Below are 12,643 nucleotides of genomic sequence, written 5' to 3' on the forward strand. Positions count from 1 at the left end.
CCTTACGTTTTTTCCGGAGTCGGTTAAGTTTTCATTCTTTTTTTCTTCTGAGGATTTCTTCCCTTGCCCTCTTATAACAGTTTTCGATAAGTTCCGGGCTGCCTTTCATCTCCACTATTTCAAAACCAAAGAGGTCTGCAAATTCCCGGACCTTTGCCTCAAACTCTTTTTCATAGTGAAGCCCCGTATCCACCTTTGCAACGTTTTTGTATCCTGAATAATCAAAGACCATCTTTGTCATTTCTACGTTTTCAGGGTCAGGGGTAACCCTGGATGCGACCAGCATCTCTTTCCAGTATACTGCCCCAACCGGGGTCAGGAAATATGTGCCCGTACCTTCAGCCTGCAGTTTTGAAAGGAAAGCCCCCCTGCCTCCGAGTACGGCTCCTACGCAGTCGTCTACAATTCCCCCTCCCTTTTCTGCCAGGATAAAAACCGGAAAGCCTGAGGCCTCAAAGTCCTTTTCAATACTTCCCAGCACGTTTCCGCAGAGCCCGTAGAGTACGAAGGCCCCGTCGGAATATTCCCTTATCTCCTCCACACTCTCGTAGACCGCTTCTCTGAGCCTATCGGGAAACCCGTCCAGGGCAAATTCGAGCAGGTCCACAATAAGGGTGAAACCGCTGCTCTTTTCCCTTTCGGATTTTTTCGGGATTTTTTCCAGAGGCAGGACCCTGTAAGGATAGCCTATTTCTTTCAGTTTCCTGACAAGTCCTTCATTGTTTTCGTTTTCGAGGACAATAACCTCTTCCAGTTCGGGCCCCTTTTCTATCAGGTACACGACCTCGTCCTCAAAAATCCGGCATCCGATGATTGTCATTACTGGCATGGTGAATCGTCCTTTTTTTCAGGCTTTTTGGATCAGATTACTAATATATATCCGGATTCATATATTGGTTCTTCTTCTCCTTCTTCTCTTCCTTCTTCTTCTCCTTCTTCTCTTTCTTCTCTTCCTTAAATTCCCTTAAGTTCCTGCTTTCAAAATTCTTCGTGATGCGTTTTTTCTTTTTACCTGCCCCTTCAGGTTTTTTCTTACTTTCCTAAAATGTATATATTGGAGATTTGATACTATTGGAGATTTGATACCTGTTGGGAGAAATTTTCAATAAACTTCTGGATTCGGATTATTTAGTAAGTTGATAATTTAGTAAGTTTCAGGAACAGGATATGATGGAAACACGCTACAGTGTCAGAAAAGCCAATCTTTCGGACCTGCACAAAATTAAGGCTCTTTACAGGACAGTTGCAGCCCTTTCCGGCGGGATTGCAAGGGAAGCCGATGAAGTTACCTGGGATTACGTCCGGAACTTTATAGAAAAAAGCCTTGGGGCCGGCGTTATTCTGGCAGTTGAAAACCCCCTGGACCCTGAAGAAATCATCGCAGAGGTCCACACCTATACACCCGGGATAAAGGTCTTTGCCCACGTTTTTGGCGACCTGACCATCGTTGTGCATCCGGACCACCAGGAAAAAGGAGTCGGAAAACTGCTCTTTGCCACCCTGATGGAAGAAATCGAATCCAGGCACCCGGAAATCGTCAGGGTGGAACTTATTGCCAGGGAAAGCAACGAAAAGGCCATCAGGTTTTACAAAAAGTTCGGTTTTAAGGCCGAGGGCCGGCTTGAAAACAGGATTTGCGGCAAAACAGGAAAGCTGGAAGCCGACATCCCCATGGGCTGGGTCCGGCAGGGGCCGGGGCAAGGGCCGGGGTAGCAGGCTTGAAGCCCCCGGTTCCGGGAGGATGCGGGAGTGAAGCAAGTACGGGTTTTTGGGGATAAATTAAGGCTGGCTTTTCCGGCTGCTTATTCAACGGTTTTCGGTTTGCAGACCATGGCTCCGGGTTTGCAGACTTTGTGGCAGGCCCCGTCTCCCACGCACCTTCCGTCATTTACAGGCACGGCAACTCTTTTTCCTTCGATTTCCTGCAGTTCGTATACCCCTTCGGAACACACACGGACGCACTTCCCGCAGCCAGTGCACTTTTCACGGTCAACGTATTCGATGAAGGCGGGAATCCATTCACTGCCATCTTTCCGGATGCCGGTCACGTATTTTTTGTTTTTGTCCATTCCGCTGCAGCAGGAGCAGGTTGGGGTAGAAAGCGTTTTCATATCAGTTACCTCCGGACTAATAACCATAATAACAACCATAATTCACCATTAGAAATACTGTTTTTGCTGTATTGATTCCTCATCATTGAAGAACCATCCTTACATCAGTACTTTTTTCCTTATTTCAGTTCTTTTCTTCTCATGTCAGTTTTTTCATATCAATTTTCTTTGATAATAGGCTCATGGTTTTAAGATTTGTTTTTCCCAATATTCATTAAGGGTTATTAAGGGTTTTTCGAGAAATTCAATGGTTGAAGGAGGATGAGAAATGGAAGATGAAAAGGAAGCGGTTCAGGAAGAAGAAAATCCTGATACAGGTACAGAAACCGATGACGAAGACCTTTTGTACACGCATAAGCCGGAATCCCGGGATAGCGGCATGCGCTGGAATAACACCTTATGCAGAAAGCCGGGACGCTGAAACTCAAGAGTATTGCCTGAGCCTGGTGGTTTTCATACTAATTATTCAACATCAAGAAATTCAACATCAAGAAATTCAACATCAAGAAATTCAACATCAATAACTCAACTTCATAAAATTAGCTTCAAATTGAAAAGGTTTTAAAGTATAATTTGTACTAATTAAAGTATAATTTGTACTAATATATTTGTCTAAACCGGAGGATAATATTATGTCATTTTTGAATGAAATGTTGCCTGAAACAGCGGAAGCTTTTGGACAGATGAGGAACTCTATTTTTAAGGACGGTTTCCTCGACATTAAGACAAAAGAGCTGATCGCCGTTGCTTCCGCGGTCCTCATGCGCTGCCAGTTTTGCGTTGACGTGCACTCCCAGCGGGCTGTTGCTGCAGGGGCTACGAAGGGAGAGATCGCAGAAGCCATTTCAGTTGCCATGTTTGTGGCTGCCGGGTCGCAGGTCGGGTGGACGAACATATACGGGGAAAACGTATACGATAAAATTTTTGAAAAGGATAAGGAAGAAGAGGACTGCTGCTGTTGCTGTGATGACTGAAACCTTCCCTTCCACTTATTTGATTTTTTTTCTTTCTTTGAGTTTATTCCGATTTTTTGTCCTGCATTTGCTTTACAGTCTTCAAAATATTCCCAAATTCCGGGTTAAGCCTGTAAAAGCGCCATTTTGAGCTGTTGTAGGGTTCGATGATCCCGCAGTTTTTCATAATTGTAAGGTGGTGTGAGACCAGGTTCTGCCTCTCATTCAATTTGAATATCAGTTCGCAGACGCAGTGGTCTCTTTGGGAAAGGAAGTATGCGATTTTCAACCTTATCGGGTGCCCGAGAGCGCTGAATACCTCGCTCGCTTTTTTTATGTCGTTCTCAAGGAAATCGACTTCTTCGAGCATCTTTTCTTCCCATTCTTTTTTTATTCCGGGGTCCGCAGGGCAGCAGTAACTCATAAAGAAAAGAAGTTAAGCTTTCTAAATAAGGTTTTTCACTTCACTATAAAGGGGCCTATATTTAAAAAATTAAAAAGGAGGCAGATTTTTCTTTTCTAAAGGAGGTAGATTTTTCTTTTCTTATACTTCATTAAACTTCATCAAACTTCATCAAACTCGATACTGATGCTGCCTGCCTTTTTTGCGAGGGATTTTGCCAGGAAGCCGCTTTCAAGCTTGCAGAGGTTTAGCACTGCACAGGGTACCAGGCAGTTTGAGGAACACTGGGCTTCCTTTGCCCGGTCAATAACATAATTGTCCTTGATGTCCATTGTTTCCATCATGGGAATTTCCATGTGGGAAAATTTCTTTATTTTTTCGCAGGGGGTTTCAATGTCCACTATGATTTTTCCGCCTTTCATGTTTCCACGGACTTTGTGGACAAAACCGCAGAGAGTGGAATTTACGGTAATTTCTGTCAAACTGTCACCTTGGAATGTTTTTGGGTTATGTGATGTTTTTATGATTTCTCTTCTCGGTTAACTTCTGGTTAACTTCTTTCTATGCCTGTTATACTTGCTTTTTCTATTTTTTATCATTTTCTTCATTTTCTGAAGCAGGCTTAATCTGAATAACAATGACGTGTCAAGAAAATACACATCGGTTAACCAATCCAGTGTATTTGATAAAAGGTATATCAAGTCAGTGGAGTACATCAATTTTTGTTGATATTTGGCTTTCCGTATTTTATAAATTCAAATCCTTGACTAAGCTGGAGGAATTAAGATGTCCTTTATGAACGAATTACTGCCTGATACTGCTGAAGCTTTCGGAAAGATGAGGGATTCCATTTTCCAGGGTGGAGAGCTTGACCGCAAGACAAAGGAACTTATCGCCGTCGCTTCTTCTGTCCTCATGCGCTGCCAGTTCTGTACTGATGTCCACTCCCAGAGAGCCCTTGCCCACGGAGCAAGCAAAAAGGAGATTGCCGAGGCGATTGCCGTTGCCATGTTTATTTCCGCCGGTTCCCAGCTAGGCTGGACGAACATTTATGACAAAAACGTGTACGAACTTATCTTTGAAGACAAAAAGCCCGAAGAACCCACAGAACCTAACTGTTCCGAAAGTCCTGAAAAACCGGGAGAAGGGAATGGGTGCTGTTGCGGAAACTAAGGAAGAATTGAAGTTTTCTGCCCAGTATCCTTTTTTCTTTTTTCCAGCTTCCTTTTTTGCTTTCCTTTCTCTCATTCCCTTTTTTGTTCTTGTTTTCCCTTTTCCTTAAAACCTGAATTTCTCCCTATTTTTGTCCATAATTTTCACAAGGGAGAGCATCACCGGCACTTCCACAAGCACCCCCACAACCGTAGCAAGGGCAGCTCCGGACTCCATCCCGAAAAGGATAAGGGCCACTGCCACTGCCAGCTCAAAAAAGTTGCTGGCGCCGATGAAGGTGGAAGGGGCAGCTTCCCTGTAAGGGATTTTCAGGGCTTTTGCCCCTGCATACCCGATTCCGAAGATAAGGTAGGTCTGAAGCACCAGAGGAATTGCAATCAGGAGGATGTGCAGGGGGTAGTTTATGATGTTTTCCCCCTGGAAGACAAAGATCAGGACGAGAGTGATTAAAAGCCCAGCCGGAGTCACCCACTGTGTCTTCCTTATCAGGCGGTTTTCAAACCAGGAGATGCCTTTTTTCCTGATCACGACCTGCCTTGTAAGCACTGCAAGCCCGAGGGGAATTGCCACATAAAAGAGGACCGAAACAAAGATGGTCATGAGGGGCACAGGAAAGTCCGTGGTGACCCCGAGGAGGAACTTACCGAGAGGGGCAAAGAGGACCAGGATAATGAGGTCGTTTACGGAGACCTGGATCAGGGCATAGTTGATGTTTGCCCTGGCAAGATAGGTCCAGACCAGCACCATTGCCGTGCAGGGGGCAAGCCCGAGCAGGATCATGCCTGCGATGTACTGGGCCTGGAGGTCGACAGGGACCAGGTTTGAAAAGAGCACACGCATGAAAAGCCACGCAACAAAGGCCATCGTGAAGGGCTTGATTACCCAGTTTACAGCTAGCGTGAGGAGAAGGGGCTTGAGGTTTGCTTTCACGCTCAGGAGTTCCTCAAAGTTGATTTTCAACATGACAGGGTACATCATGACAAGGAGCACAAGCGCCACAGGTATGGAAACATTTGCAACCTCGATTTCCCCAAGGGCATCCGCAAAGCCGGGAAAAGCATAGCCTATGGCGGTTCCCAGGACGATACAGATTGCGACCCAGACTGAGAGGTATTTGCTGAAAAAATCAAGCTCCCTTTCTTCCTGTTCTTCCGGCATTTACGCGCCCCCTTCCTTTCCTTCATTTTTTTCTCCCCTTCCTGCCCCTTCTTCTTTTTCTCCCCTTCCTGCCCCTTCTTCTTTTTCTTCCCTTCCTGCCCCTTCTTCTTTTTCTTCCCTTCCTGCTCCTTCTTCTTTTTCCTCCCCTTTTTCCTCTCCTCCCATTCCCTTTCCTGAAGGGATCAACAGGACTGGTTTTATGGTCTTCCTTAGTACGTTTTCTGCAGTGCTTCCAAGCAGGAGTTCCTCAATAATCCCTTTTCCACGGGAGGTCAGCATTATCAGGGTGACTTCTTCTTTTAGGGCGAGCCTGGCTATTTCATCCGACGGGATACCTTCAATTACCCTGTGGCTCACATCAAAACCCTTTAGCTCATCTCCGATCTTTCGAAGCATCTGAAGCACTTCTTCCCTTTGCTCTTCCAGGAAGTCCAGGTCTTTTATGTTCTCTATGACGTGCACGAGTAAGACTTCCCGGGTCATCCCTGCAAAAGAGGAAAGCACTCTTATGGCCCGCATGGCTTCAAGTGAACAGTCCATGGGCACAAGTATCCTGGAAAAGGTTGCAGTGCACGTTTTTGCATAGGTTTCTTTTCCTTCTTTCAAGGCATCGTACTTTTCTACAAGGACCATCTTTTTTGATTTCCGGACGATATATTCCGTGGTCCTTCCGAGCAGTTTCCCCCTGATTATTCCGGGGGTCGTCGTCCCCATCACGATAAGGTCAACGTCCTCCCTTTCGGCAACCTCCGCAATAGTCCTTTTGACGTCCCCAACCACTACCAGGGTTTCGGCTTCCAGTTCCATTTCCCGGACAAAGTCTGCGTACTCCCCAATCTTTTCTTTTGCGTTTCGCTCAAACATTGGGGTGAGCCCGTGGGCTTTCAGGATGTCCACAACGTGAAGCAGTATAACTTTCTTCAGCCCGACATGCTGCAGTTCCCCTATGCAGCCGAGCAAATCTTCAGTTTCGATAGTAAAATCCGTCGGAACAAGTACTGTGTTTATCAATTAATACCCCCCAACTCTTTACAAACTCAGCTTCCCCTCCACAGAATTCTGAGTTCTCAGGCAGGCTTACAGGTTGATTCCTGCAGCCTCTTTTCTTGCTTTCTTTTTGCGATATTGGCCCGGTTTCTATATCATTTTATACTGTTTTGGTAACCCTTTTCAGACCTCATCAAATTCGATGCAGAGGCTGCCCGCCTTTTTCGCCAGGGACTTTGCCAGGAAGCCGCTTTCCAGCTTGCAGAGGTTAAGTACCCCGCAGGGCACCAGGCAGTTTGAGCAGATTTTTGCCTCTTTCGCTCTGTCCATCACATAGTTGTCTTTGATGTCCAGAATTTCCATCATGGGAATTTCCAGGTGAGAGATTTCCTTTATCTTTTCACAGGGAGTTTCTATATCAACTATGATTTTTCCGCCTTTCATGCTTCCGCGGAGTTTGTGAGTAAAGTCGCATATTGTGGAGTTGACAGTAATTTCAGACATAGGACCACCTCATGATTTTATTTTCCCCTCTTTCATTCCTTTCCCATAAGTATGGAAAAAGTGCTTAATCAATTCTTTCTCTGAGCTTAGATGTTTGAAAAGAAATCAATCGGGATTTTGTCAGTTTTTCTGGTTTTTTCTGCTTTTTTTCCGTGTTTTGTCGGGTTTAAAAACTCAGGCAATCCATTTCAGGACTTCTTTTTCATCCGGGACCTTTCCTGCAAGCTTTACTTCTCCGTCAATCACGACTGCAGGAGTAACCATCACGCCATAGTTCAGGATTGTTTCAAAGTCCTCTACTTTTACGACTTCGGCTTCCACACCGTTTTCTTTAAGGACTTTTTCAACGGCTTCTTTTGTCTTCTTGCATTTGGGGCATCCGGTTCCAAGGATTTCGATTTTCATGTTTTTTCACCATTTTTTCATCTTTTGATTTTAGGTTTTGATTTTAGGTTTTGATTTTTGGTTTTGATTTTAGGTTTTGATTTTAGGTTTTGATTTTTGGTTTTGATTTTAGGTTTTGATTTTAGGTTTTGATTTTAGGTTTTGATTTTAGGTTTTGATTTCCAATCGCTCTTCAATCACTCAATTTTCAAATATTCAGGTAGTTCACAGCAGTATGTTGAACAGGTAGCCTGTAAAGATAACCGAGACTGCCACAATCGATACAAATATTGCAATAAGTTCGTTTTTCAGAACCTTTTTGAGGATTATCATCTCGGGCAGGGAAACGGCTGTAACTGACATCAGGAAGGCCAGGGAAGTCCCGATGGGGAGCCCTTTTCCGATCAGGCTTTCCACAATAGGGATCATGCCCATGACGTTCGAATACAGGGGCACTCCCAGGATGACAGCGATAGGCACTGCAAGCAGGTTGTCCTTGCCTGCGTATTTTTCAAGGATGCCTTCCGGGGCATATCCGTGGAAGATGCCTCCTATGCTGACTCCGATAATCACGTAGATCCAGATCCTTCCAACGATGTCTTTTACGCCTTCAAAGGCGATGCCTGCCCTTTCTTTTGCGGTCAGGTTCTCATGTTCAGCCGTCGACTGCCCCACTTTGATTTTGTAGACAAAGTCCTCCACGTATCTTTCCAGTTTCAGGACCCCTATCAGGTAGCCTCCGAAAACACCCAGCACAATGCCGGATACCACGTAGATTGCTGTTGCCTTAAAGCCGAGGGTTGCCCAGAGCACGGCCACAGCCGCTTCGTTTACCAGGGGGGAGGTGATCAGGAAAGAAAAGGTAACTCCGAGAGGGACCCCCGCTTCCACGAACCCTATGAAAAGGGGTACCGAGGAGCAAGAACAGAAAGGAGAAACCGTGCCTATCAGGGACGCCACCAGGTGGTAGCGGAGCCCTTTCTTTCCTCCGAGTATCCTTCTGGTTTTTTCGGGGGTAATATAAGTCCTGATGTAGGAGATTGCGAAGATCATCACGGAAAGCAGGACGAAGATCTTCATTACGTCGTAAATGATGAAGTTGATACTGGCTGCAAGGTGCGTCTCGGGGGCAATCCCGAAGACCTCATAGGTCAGTTTGTCTGCAATCCATTGCAGAGGATAGAATATGTCAACCATTTCGGGTTCCTTCTTTTCTTATCGTTCTGTTTATGTCATGTACCATTATTTTGTTATATCAATATATATTGATATAATTGTAATTTGATATATAACTTTCGCATCGAATAAAACCCTTTTATAGGAAACGAAATATCAAACTCTTAACAAAACCTTCCTGTAATACTCAGGGAAAATTCAGGAGCATGTCCATGGCAAAATGCGCTATCTGCAAAAAGGAAGAAAATTCACTGCTCAAGGTAAAGCATAAGGAACTTGGAATGGTAAAACTCTGCTTTGAATGCTGGGGGATTGAATACGGTAATCAGAACCTCCTCCCCTCATGCGGGGGCGGCTGTGATTGCTGCCGCTTTTAATAATGTCTCAATTTTTCCGGACCTGCTATTTATTGCCAATGTCTGTTCGTGATGAATTTGATTGGGAAGTTCCCAGAATAGAAAGAGCGTCAAAAGTGTATCCGAAGCGCAGCCGGAAAAAAGGACTTATTCTTCTACTATTTTCAAGATCTTTTGGACCTTTTCGTTGTCTATGGAATAAAGCCTCATCTTCCCGTCCTTTCTCACCTTGATAATGCCCCAGTCCTGCAGCTTTGCCAGGTGCATCGAGGTGTTGGACTGGGTCTTGCCTATGAGGTCAGGGATCTCGCAGGCGCATCGCTCTCCTTCCAGCAGGACCTTAATTATTTTGTACCGCGTTTCTTCACTTAAGGCTTTGAAGAGCTGTACATTATCTTCATCGCTCATATCAATGAATGGTGATATGTTTGGATATATAGTTTTCTGAGCTTTGATTGTTGAAATTCTGATTAATTTAAAAAAGGTGGTAAAAACAAGACAAAAAGGGAAAAACAGAACAAAAACAAGACCAGGATAAGACAAAAACGAAAAATCTGAACTATGATTTAAAAATGTTGATCATCGAATTAAAAAGAAAAAAAGGGAGAGATCACTCGGACTGCAGGATCTCCATCACTTTTTCGAGAACCTCTGCGACTTCCTCGTCCGAAGGGTTCCTGTCCTTTGTTTTCTTAACCCCGAGTTCGGAAATCACGATCTGGCGGTCAACCTTGAAGCCAGCCAGTTCCATGGTCTTTGTTGCGCAGTTTACGGGGCAGCCGTCGATGGTCAGGATCCGGTCGGAAGCTTCGGCGGACTTCATGAGTCCGGGGGCCCGGGCTCCGATTCCTGCGGTGCACATCAGGTTCCCGATCCCCTGCTTTTCGAGTTCAATTGCGATTTTGTTTGAAAGCTGGCCTACATTTGCGGCTCCGACGCAGGGAAAAATTGCCACGTTTGCCGAGCCACAGGAGCATTTTGTTTCTTCAACCATAAGTGTGTCACCTTTTTTTCGTTTTAACCTTAATTATAAAGTTCTAATCCGTATGGTTTGTTCATCAGTTATATCTTTCTTATTCGGTAATCCACTTCTTGATCTCTTCAAGGCTCGGGACCTTGCCTGCGACTTTGACATCCCCGTCAATCACGAGACCCGGGGTAACCATGACTCCGTAATTAAGGATATCGTCAAAATCCTCTACCTTAACAACCTCTGCGTCTACACCTGTTTCCTTTACTGCCTTTTCTGCAAGTTCTTTAAGTTTCTTGCACTTTGCACAGCCTGTACCGAGTACTTCGATTTTCATGTTTTCACCTGTGATCCTTATTTTTTATTAAGTATTTCAACCAAATTTGAAATATTTTCCGCATCTTCATATTTTCCGCATTTGTCATGCCAGCAGGCTTCCGTAGATTAAACCCGACACGGTTGCAATCAGTACTACAAGGGAGATGTAAAGTATTGCACGCTTCGGCTTCATAATCCTGTTAATCACGATCATGTTAGGGAGGCTGAGAGCCGGGCCTGCAAGAAGCATTGCCAGGGCAGGACCTTCGCCCATACCGAGCAGGGTCAGGGCCTTGATGATCGGGACTTCGGTCAGGGTTGAAAAGTACATCAGGGCTGCTGAGACTGAGGCGATAAGGTTCGAACTGAGGGAGTTTCCCCCAACCAGCGATGCAACAAATTCCTCTGGCAGGACTTCAACGCCTATCCCTGCAAAGAACACTCCTATCAGAAGCAGGGGAGTGATCTGCTTTATCAGGAACCAGGTTTCTCCCATCCAGCTTGCCCTCTCTTCAGGGCTGAACCACTTTAAAGAGAAGTAAACCGTAATCGCGATCAGGGGGATCCAGATTAAGAGAATCAGCGGGACCCATCCCAGGACCTTTACCGAGAAAGAGACAAGCTCGGGAGAGACAAGAATTGCGAGCAGCAGTATGAAGATCTGGGCGCTGTGCTTGTGTTCGTCCCCGCCAAAGGTCTTGATGGATTTACGGTCCCCGTTATTCCTCTCGAAGACAAGCGCCATGATAAGTCCTATGAGTATGGACATCAGGATGGCGGTAAATGCCCGTGCTGCTCCCAGGTCGTATCCCAGGATCTTTGCGGTATAGACAATCGCAAGGATGTTGATGGCCGGCGCCGAGAAGAGGAAGGTGCTTGCAGGACCTATGCCTGCTCCCCTCTTATAAATCCCTGCAAAAAGGGGAAGGACGGTACAGCTGCAGACCGCAAGCAGGCAGCCGGAAACAGCAGCTACCGTGTAAGAGACGTACTTTGGGGCGTCCGCTCCGAAGAACTTCAGCACCGATTCCTTGGAAAAGAGAGAGGCAATAGCACCTGCCAGGAAAAAGGCGGGCACAAGGCACATCAGCACGTGCAGGGCCAGGTATTCCTGAACGGACTGTAAACCGATCCCTAATAGATATATAAGGTAATCCAACGTCATTTTTTTCAGATCCTGATCTGTTGGTTGTCCATTATCATTTTTTTAAATCCTATACTGTTATTTCAAATATATTTGAAATAAACTATATAAAATTTCCCATTTCAAATTATTTTGAAATAACCCCCTGTTTTCTGTTAGTATTCAAGGAATATACAGAGGTAGTTGTGTTAGAGATAGTTAAATTCTTTGGGCTCAATCTTAGGTCGTTAATTGAGTAATTGATTGGACTGAAAGCTTTGAAAGCATTCGTTTATTCCGGATATTTCAAAGGACTGTCGTTTTTTCTGTTATTTTTGAAGACACTATTTTCTGAATTAGCAATCTTTTTATATCATATCTACAAATCTAAATATCAATAAATCTTGATATGATTCAAAAGTAGGTGTGATTAAATGGGCAAACTTGGAAAAAATTTGCTTGGTAAACTGGTTGGAAGCGGCAAAAGTTGCTGTTGCTGTGGTCCTTCTATTGTAAGTGTCAGAAAGGTCCGAATTGGCGGCAAGGATATGGAAATTGCTGGGTTGGAAGAGGAATTTGAGAGCTATTGTGCTGCAGGCAAAGCCCCGGAGGACGTGGACAATGAAGAACTTATGCAGAACCTCTTGAAAATAAATGAGATTCCTGAAGCAGAAATGAAAAACTTCAAAGCTGCAGTTCTAAAAGAATATAAAAAATACTACCAGGATAAAATAGCTTAAATCATATCGATATTTGTAGATGCTATTTTTCATTTTGTGGATGCGGATTTGTTCCATATACTGAATATGGATTTGTTCCATATACTGAAAATGGATTTTGTCTAGAGGTTTCGGAAAATGAGCTTTGAATGCGCAATCTGCGGAAAAGAAGAATACTCTTTGCTAAGGGCTAACCACAAAGAGCTAGGAAGCATAAAGCTCTGCGTAGAGTGCTGGTCAGGGGAACATAGTAAAAAAAAGCTTCTTCCCTTAGAAGGTGGCTGCGGCTGCGGCAGGTAAGACCAGGA

20 protein-coding genes are annotated in these 12,643 nt (G+C 44.8%); 7 read left to right on the forward strand and 13 right to left on the reverse strand.

Annotated features, from left to right (window positions below):
- Positions 1-31: 31 nt before the first annotated feature.
- On the reverse strand, positions 32-829 hold the full coding sequence (locus FTO70_RS01685; RefSeq protein WP_255333956.1) for a DUF1638 domain-containing protein: 798 nt from the start codon (positions 827-829) through the stop codon (positions 32-34).
- 341 nt (positions 830-1,170) lie between these two features.
- On the opposite strand from FTO70_RS01685, the gene FTO70_RS01690 reads away from it, so the two are divergent.
- The gene (locus tag FTO70_RS01690) at positions 1,171-1,713 is read left to right on the forward strand and encodes a GNAT family N-acetyltransferase (RefSeq protein WP_255333957.1); all 543 of its coding nucleotides are present in this window, start codon (positions 1,171-1,173) and stop codon (positions 1,711-1,713) included.
- 89 nt (positions 1,714-1,802) lie between these two features.
- On the opposite strand, the gene FTO70_RS01695 is transcribed toward FTO70_RS01690, so the two are convergent.
- Positions 1,803-2,111 (reverse strand): 4Fe-4S binding protein, encoded by a 309-nt coding sequence (locus FTO70_RS01695; RefSeq protein ID WP_255333958.1) that lies wholly within the window; start codon positions 2,109-2,111, stop codon positions 1,803-1,805.
- Between the two features lie 268 nt (positions 2,112-2,379).
- Here FTO70_RS01695 and FTO70_RS01700 point away from each other — a divergent pair, with 268 nt between their 5' ends.
- A complete protein-coding gene (locus tag FTO70_RS01700) occupies positions 2,380-2,532 on the forward strand; it encodes a hypothetical protein (RefSeq protein ID WP_255333959.1) in 153 nt (50 codons plus the stop codon).
- Positions 2,533-2,743: 211 nt separating this feature from the next.
- Positions 2,744-3,085 (forward strand): carboxymuconolactone decarboxylase family protein, encoded by a 342-nt coding sequence (locus FTO70_RS01705; RefSeq protein WP_255333960.1) that lies wholly within the window; start codon positions 2,744-2,746, stop codon positions 3,083-3,085.
- 43 nt (positions 3,086-3,128) lie between these two features.
- Here the strand turns inward: FTO70_RS01705 and FTO70_RS01710 are convergent, their stop codons facing one another.
- A complete protein-coding gene (locus tag FTO70_RS01710; RefSeq protein WP_255333961.1) occupies positions 3,129-3,488 on the reverse strand; it encodes a helix-turn-helix transcriptional regulator in 360 nt (119 codons plus the stop codon).
- A gap of 140 nt (positions 3,489-3,628) precedes the next feature.
- The gene (locus FTO70_RS01715) at positions 3,629-3,949 is read right to left on the reverse strand and encodes a hypothetical protein (RefSeq protein ID WP_255333962.1); all 321 of its coding nucleotides are present in this window, start codon (positions 3,947-3,949) and stop codon (positions 3,629-3,631) included.
- 304 nt (positions 3,950-4,253) lie between these two features.
- On the opposite strand from FTO70_RS01715, the gene FTO70_RS01720 reads away from it, so the two are divergent.
- Positions 4,254-4,640: a carboxymuconolactone decarboxylase family protein gene (locus tag FTO70_RS01720; protein WP_255333963.1), complete on the forward strand. Its 387-nt coding sequence runs from the start codon at positions 4,254-4,256 to the stop codon at positions 4,638-4,640.
- Positions 4,641-4,745: 105 nt separating this feature from the next.
- Here FTO70_RS01720 and arsB read toward each other — a convergent pair whose 3' ends face one another.
- The 5 genes from arsB to FTO70_RS01745 form a co-directional block, all read right to left on the reverse strand.
- Positions 4,746-5,798, reverse strand: coding sequence for an ACR3 family arsenite efflux transporter (gene arsB / locus FTO70_RS01725; RefSeq protein WP_255333964.1), 1,053 nt, complete (start codon positions 5,796-5,798; stop codon positions 4,746-4,748).
- Positions 5,799-6,809 (reverse strand): universal stress protein, encoded by a 1,011-nt coding sequence (locus tag FTO70_RS01730; RefSeq protein WP_255333965.1) that lies wholly within the window; start codon positions 6,807-6,809, stop codon positions 5,799-5,801. It abuts the gene before it with no gap.
- A 159-nt stretch (positions 6,810-6,968) separates the two neighbouring features.
- Positions 6,969-7,289: a hypothetical protein gene (locus FTO70_RS01735; RefSeq protein ID WP_255333966.1), complete on the reverse strand. Its 321-nt coding sequence runs from the start codon at positions 7,287-7,289 to the stop codon at positions 6,969-6,971.
- 174 nt (positions 7,290-7,463) lie between these two features.
- A complete protein-coding gene (locus FTO70_RS01740) occupies positions 7,464-7,694 on the reverse strand; it encodes a thioredoxin family protein (protein ID WP_255333967.1) in 231 nt (76 codons plus the stop codon).
- 204 nt (positions 7,695-7,898) lie between these two features.
- Positions 7,899-8,870 (reverse strand): permease, encoded by a 972-nt coding sequence (locus FTO70_RS01745; protein ID WP_255333968.1) that lies wholly within the window; start codon positions 8,868-8,870, stop codon positions 7,899-7,901.
- Between the two features lie 162 nt (positions 8,871-9,032).
- Between FTO70_RS01745 and FTO70_RS18000 the strand changes: the two genes are divergently transcribed.
- The gene (locus FTO70_RS18000) at positions 9,033-9,113 is read left to right on the forward strand and encodes a hypothetical protein (RefSeq protein WP_369694313.1); all 81 of its coding nucleotides are present in this window, start codon (positions 9,033-9,035) and stop codon (positions 9,111-9,113) included.
- A gap of 239 nt (positions 9,114-9,352) precedes the next feature.
- Here FTO70_RS18000 and FTO70_RS01755 read toward each other — a convergent pair whose 3' ends face one another.
- From FTO70_RS01755 to FTO70_RS01770, 4 genes are all read right to left on the reverse strand, one after another.
- Positions 9,353-9,613 (reverse strand): helix-turn-helix transcriptional regulator, encoded by a 261-nt coding sequence (locus FTO70_RS01755; RefSeq protein WP_255333970.1) that lies wholly within the window; start codon positions 9,611-9,613, stop codon positions 9,353-9,355.
- A 202-nt stretch (positions 9,614-9,815) separates the two neighbouring features.
- Positions 9,816-10,199, reverse strand: a complete 384-nt coding sequence (locus tag FTO70_RS01760; protein ID WP_255333971.1) for a putative zinc-binding protein — start codon at positions 10,197-10,199, stop codon at positions 9,816-9,818.
- 79 nt (positions 10,200-10,278) lie between these two features.
- Entirely contained in the window at positions 10,279-10,512 is a 234-nt protein-coding gene (locus tag FTO70_RS01765) for a thioredoxin family protein (RefSeq protein ID WP_255333972.1), read from the reverse strand.
- A gap of 84 nt (positions 10,513-10,596) precedes the next feature.
- On the reverse strand, positions 10,597-11,658 hold the full coding sequence (locus FTO70_RS01770; protein ID WP_255333973.1) for a permease: 1,062 nt from the start codon (positions 11,656-11,658) through the stop codon (positions 10,597-10,599).
- Positions 11,659-12,050: 392 nt separating this feature from the next.
- On the opposite strand from FTO70_RS01770, the gene FTO70_RS01775 reads away from it, so the two are divergent.
- Positions 12,051-12,356, forward strand: a complete 306-nt coding sequence (locus tag FTO70_RS01775; protein ID WP_255333974.1) for a hypothetical protein — start codon at positions 12,051-12,053, stop codon at positions 12,354-12,356.
- Between the two features lie 117 nt (positions 12,357-12,473).
- Positions 12,474-12,635 carry a hypothetical protein gene (locus FTO70_RS01780; protein ID WP_255333975.1) on the forward strand — a complete coding sequence of 54 codons (162 nt, stop codon included), beginning with the start codon at positions 12,474-12,476 and terminating at the stop codon, positions 12,633-12,635.
- Positions 12,636-12,643 lie beyond the last annotated feature (8 nt).

The sequence above is a fragment of the Methanosarcina sp. KYL-1 genome (genome assembly GCF_024372725.1).
In the GTDB taxonomy this organism is placed as follows: domain Archaea; phylum Halobacteriota; class Methanosarcinia; order Methanosarcinales; family Methanosarcinaceae; genus Methanosarcina.

Coding starts and splice junctions, on each gene's coding strand:
- FTO70_RS01690 (WP_255333957.1), top strand. CDS start 1,171: ATGGAAACACGCTACAGTGTCAGAAAAGCCAATCTTTCGGACCTGCAC.
- FTO70_RS01780 (WP_255333975.1), top strand. CDS start 12,474: ATGAGCTTTGAATGCGCAATCTGCGGAAAAGAAGAATACTCTTTGCTA.
- FTO70_RS01755 (WP_255333970.1), bottom strand. CDS start 9,613: ATGAGCGATGAAGATAATGTACAGCTCTTCAAAGCCTTAAGTGAAGAA.
- FTO70_RS01685 (WP_255333956.1), bottom strand. CDS start 829: ATGCCAGTAATGACAATCATCGGATGCCGGATTTTTGAGGACGAGGTC.
- FTO70_RS01745 (WP_255333968.1), bottom strand. CDS start 8,870: ATGGTTGACATATTCTATCCTCTGCAATGGATTGCAGACAAACTGACC.
- arsB (WP_255333964.1), bottom strand. CDS start 5,798: ATGCCGGAAGAACAGGAAGAAAGGGAGCTTGATTTTTTCAGCAAATAC.
- FTO70_RS01695 (WP_255333958.1), bottom strand. CDS start 2,111: ATGAAAACGCTTTCTACCCCAACCTGCTCCTGCTGCAGCGGAATGGAC.
- FTO70_RS01700 (WP_255333959.1), top strand. CDS start 2,380: ATGGAAGATGAAAAGGAAGCGGTTCAGGAAGAAGAAAATCCTGATACA.
- FTO70_RS01740 (WP_255333967.1), bottom strand. CDS start 7,694: ATGAAAATCGAAATCCTTGGAACCGGATGCCCCAAATGCAAGAAGACA.
- FTO70_RS01765 (WP_255333972.1), bottom strand. CDS start 10,512: ATGAAAATCGAAGTACTCGGTACAGGCTGTGCAAAGTGCAAGAAACTT.
- FTO70_RS01775 (WP_255333974.1), top strand. CDS start 12,051: ATGGGCAAACTTGGAAAAAATTTGCTTGGTAAACTGGTTGGAAGCGGC.
- FTO70_RS01720 (WP_255333963.1), top strand. CDS start 4,254: ATGTCCTTTATGAACGAATTACTGCCTGATACTGCTGAAGCTTTCGGA.
- FTO70_RS01710 (WP_255333961.1), bottom strand. CDS start 3,488: ATGAGTTACTGCTGCCCTGCGGACCCCGGAATAAAAAAAGAATGGGAA.
- FTO70_RS01735 (WP_255333966.1), bottom strand. CDS start 7,289: ATGTCTGAAATTACTGTCAACTCCACAATATGCGACTTTACTCACAAA.
- FTO70_RS01705 (WP_255333960.1), top strand. CDS start 2,744: ATGTCATTTTTGAATGAAATGTTGCCTGAAACAGCGGAAGCTTTTGGA.
- FTO70_RS01770 (WP_255333973.1), bottom strand. CDS start 11,658: ATGACGTTGGATTACCTTATATATCTATTAGGGATCGGTTTACAGTCC.
- FTO70_RS01760 (WP_255333971.1), bottom strand. CDS start 10,199: ATGGTTGAAGAAACAAAATGCTCCTGTGGCTCGGCAAACGTGGCAATT.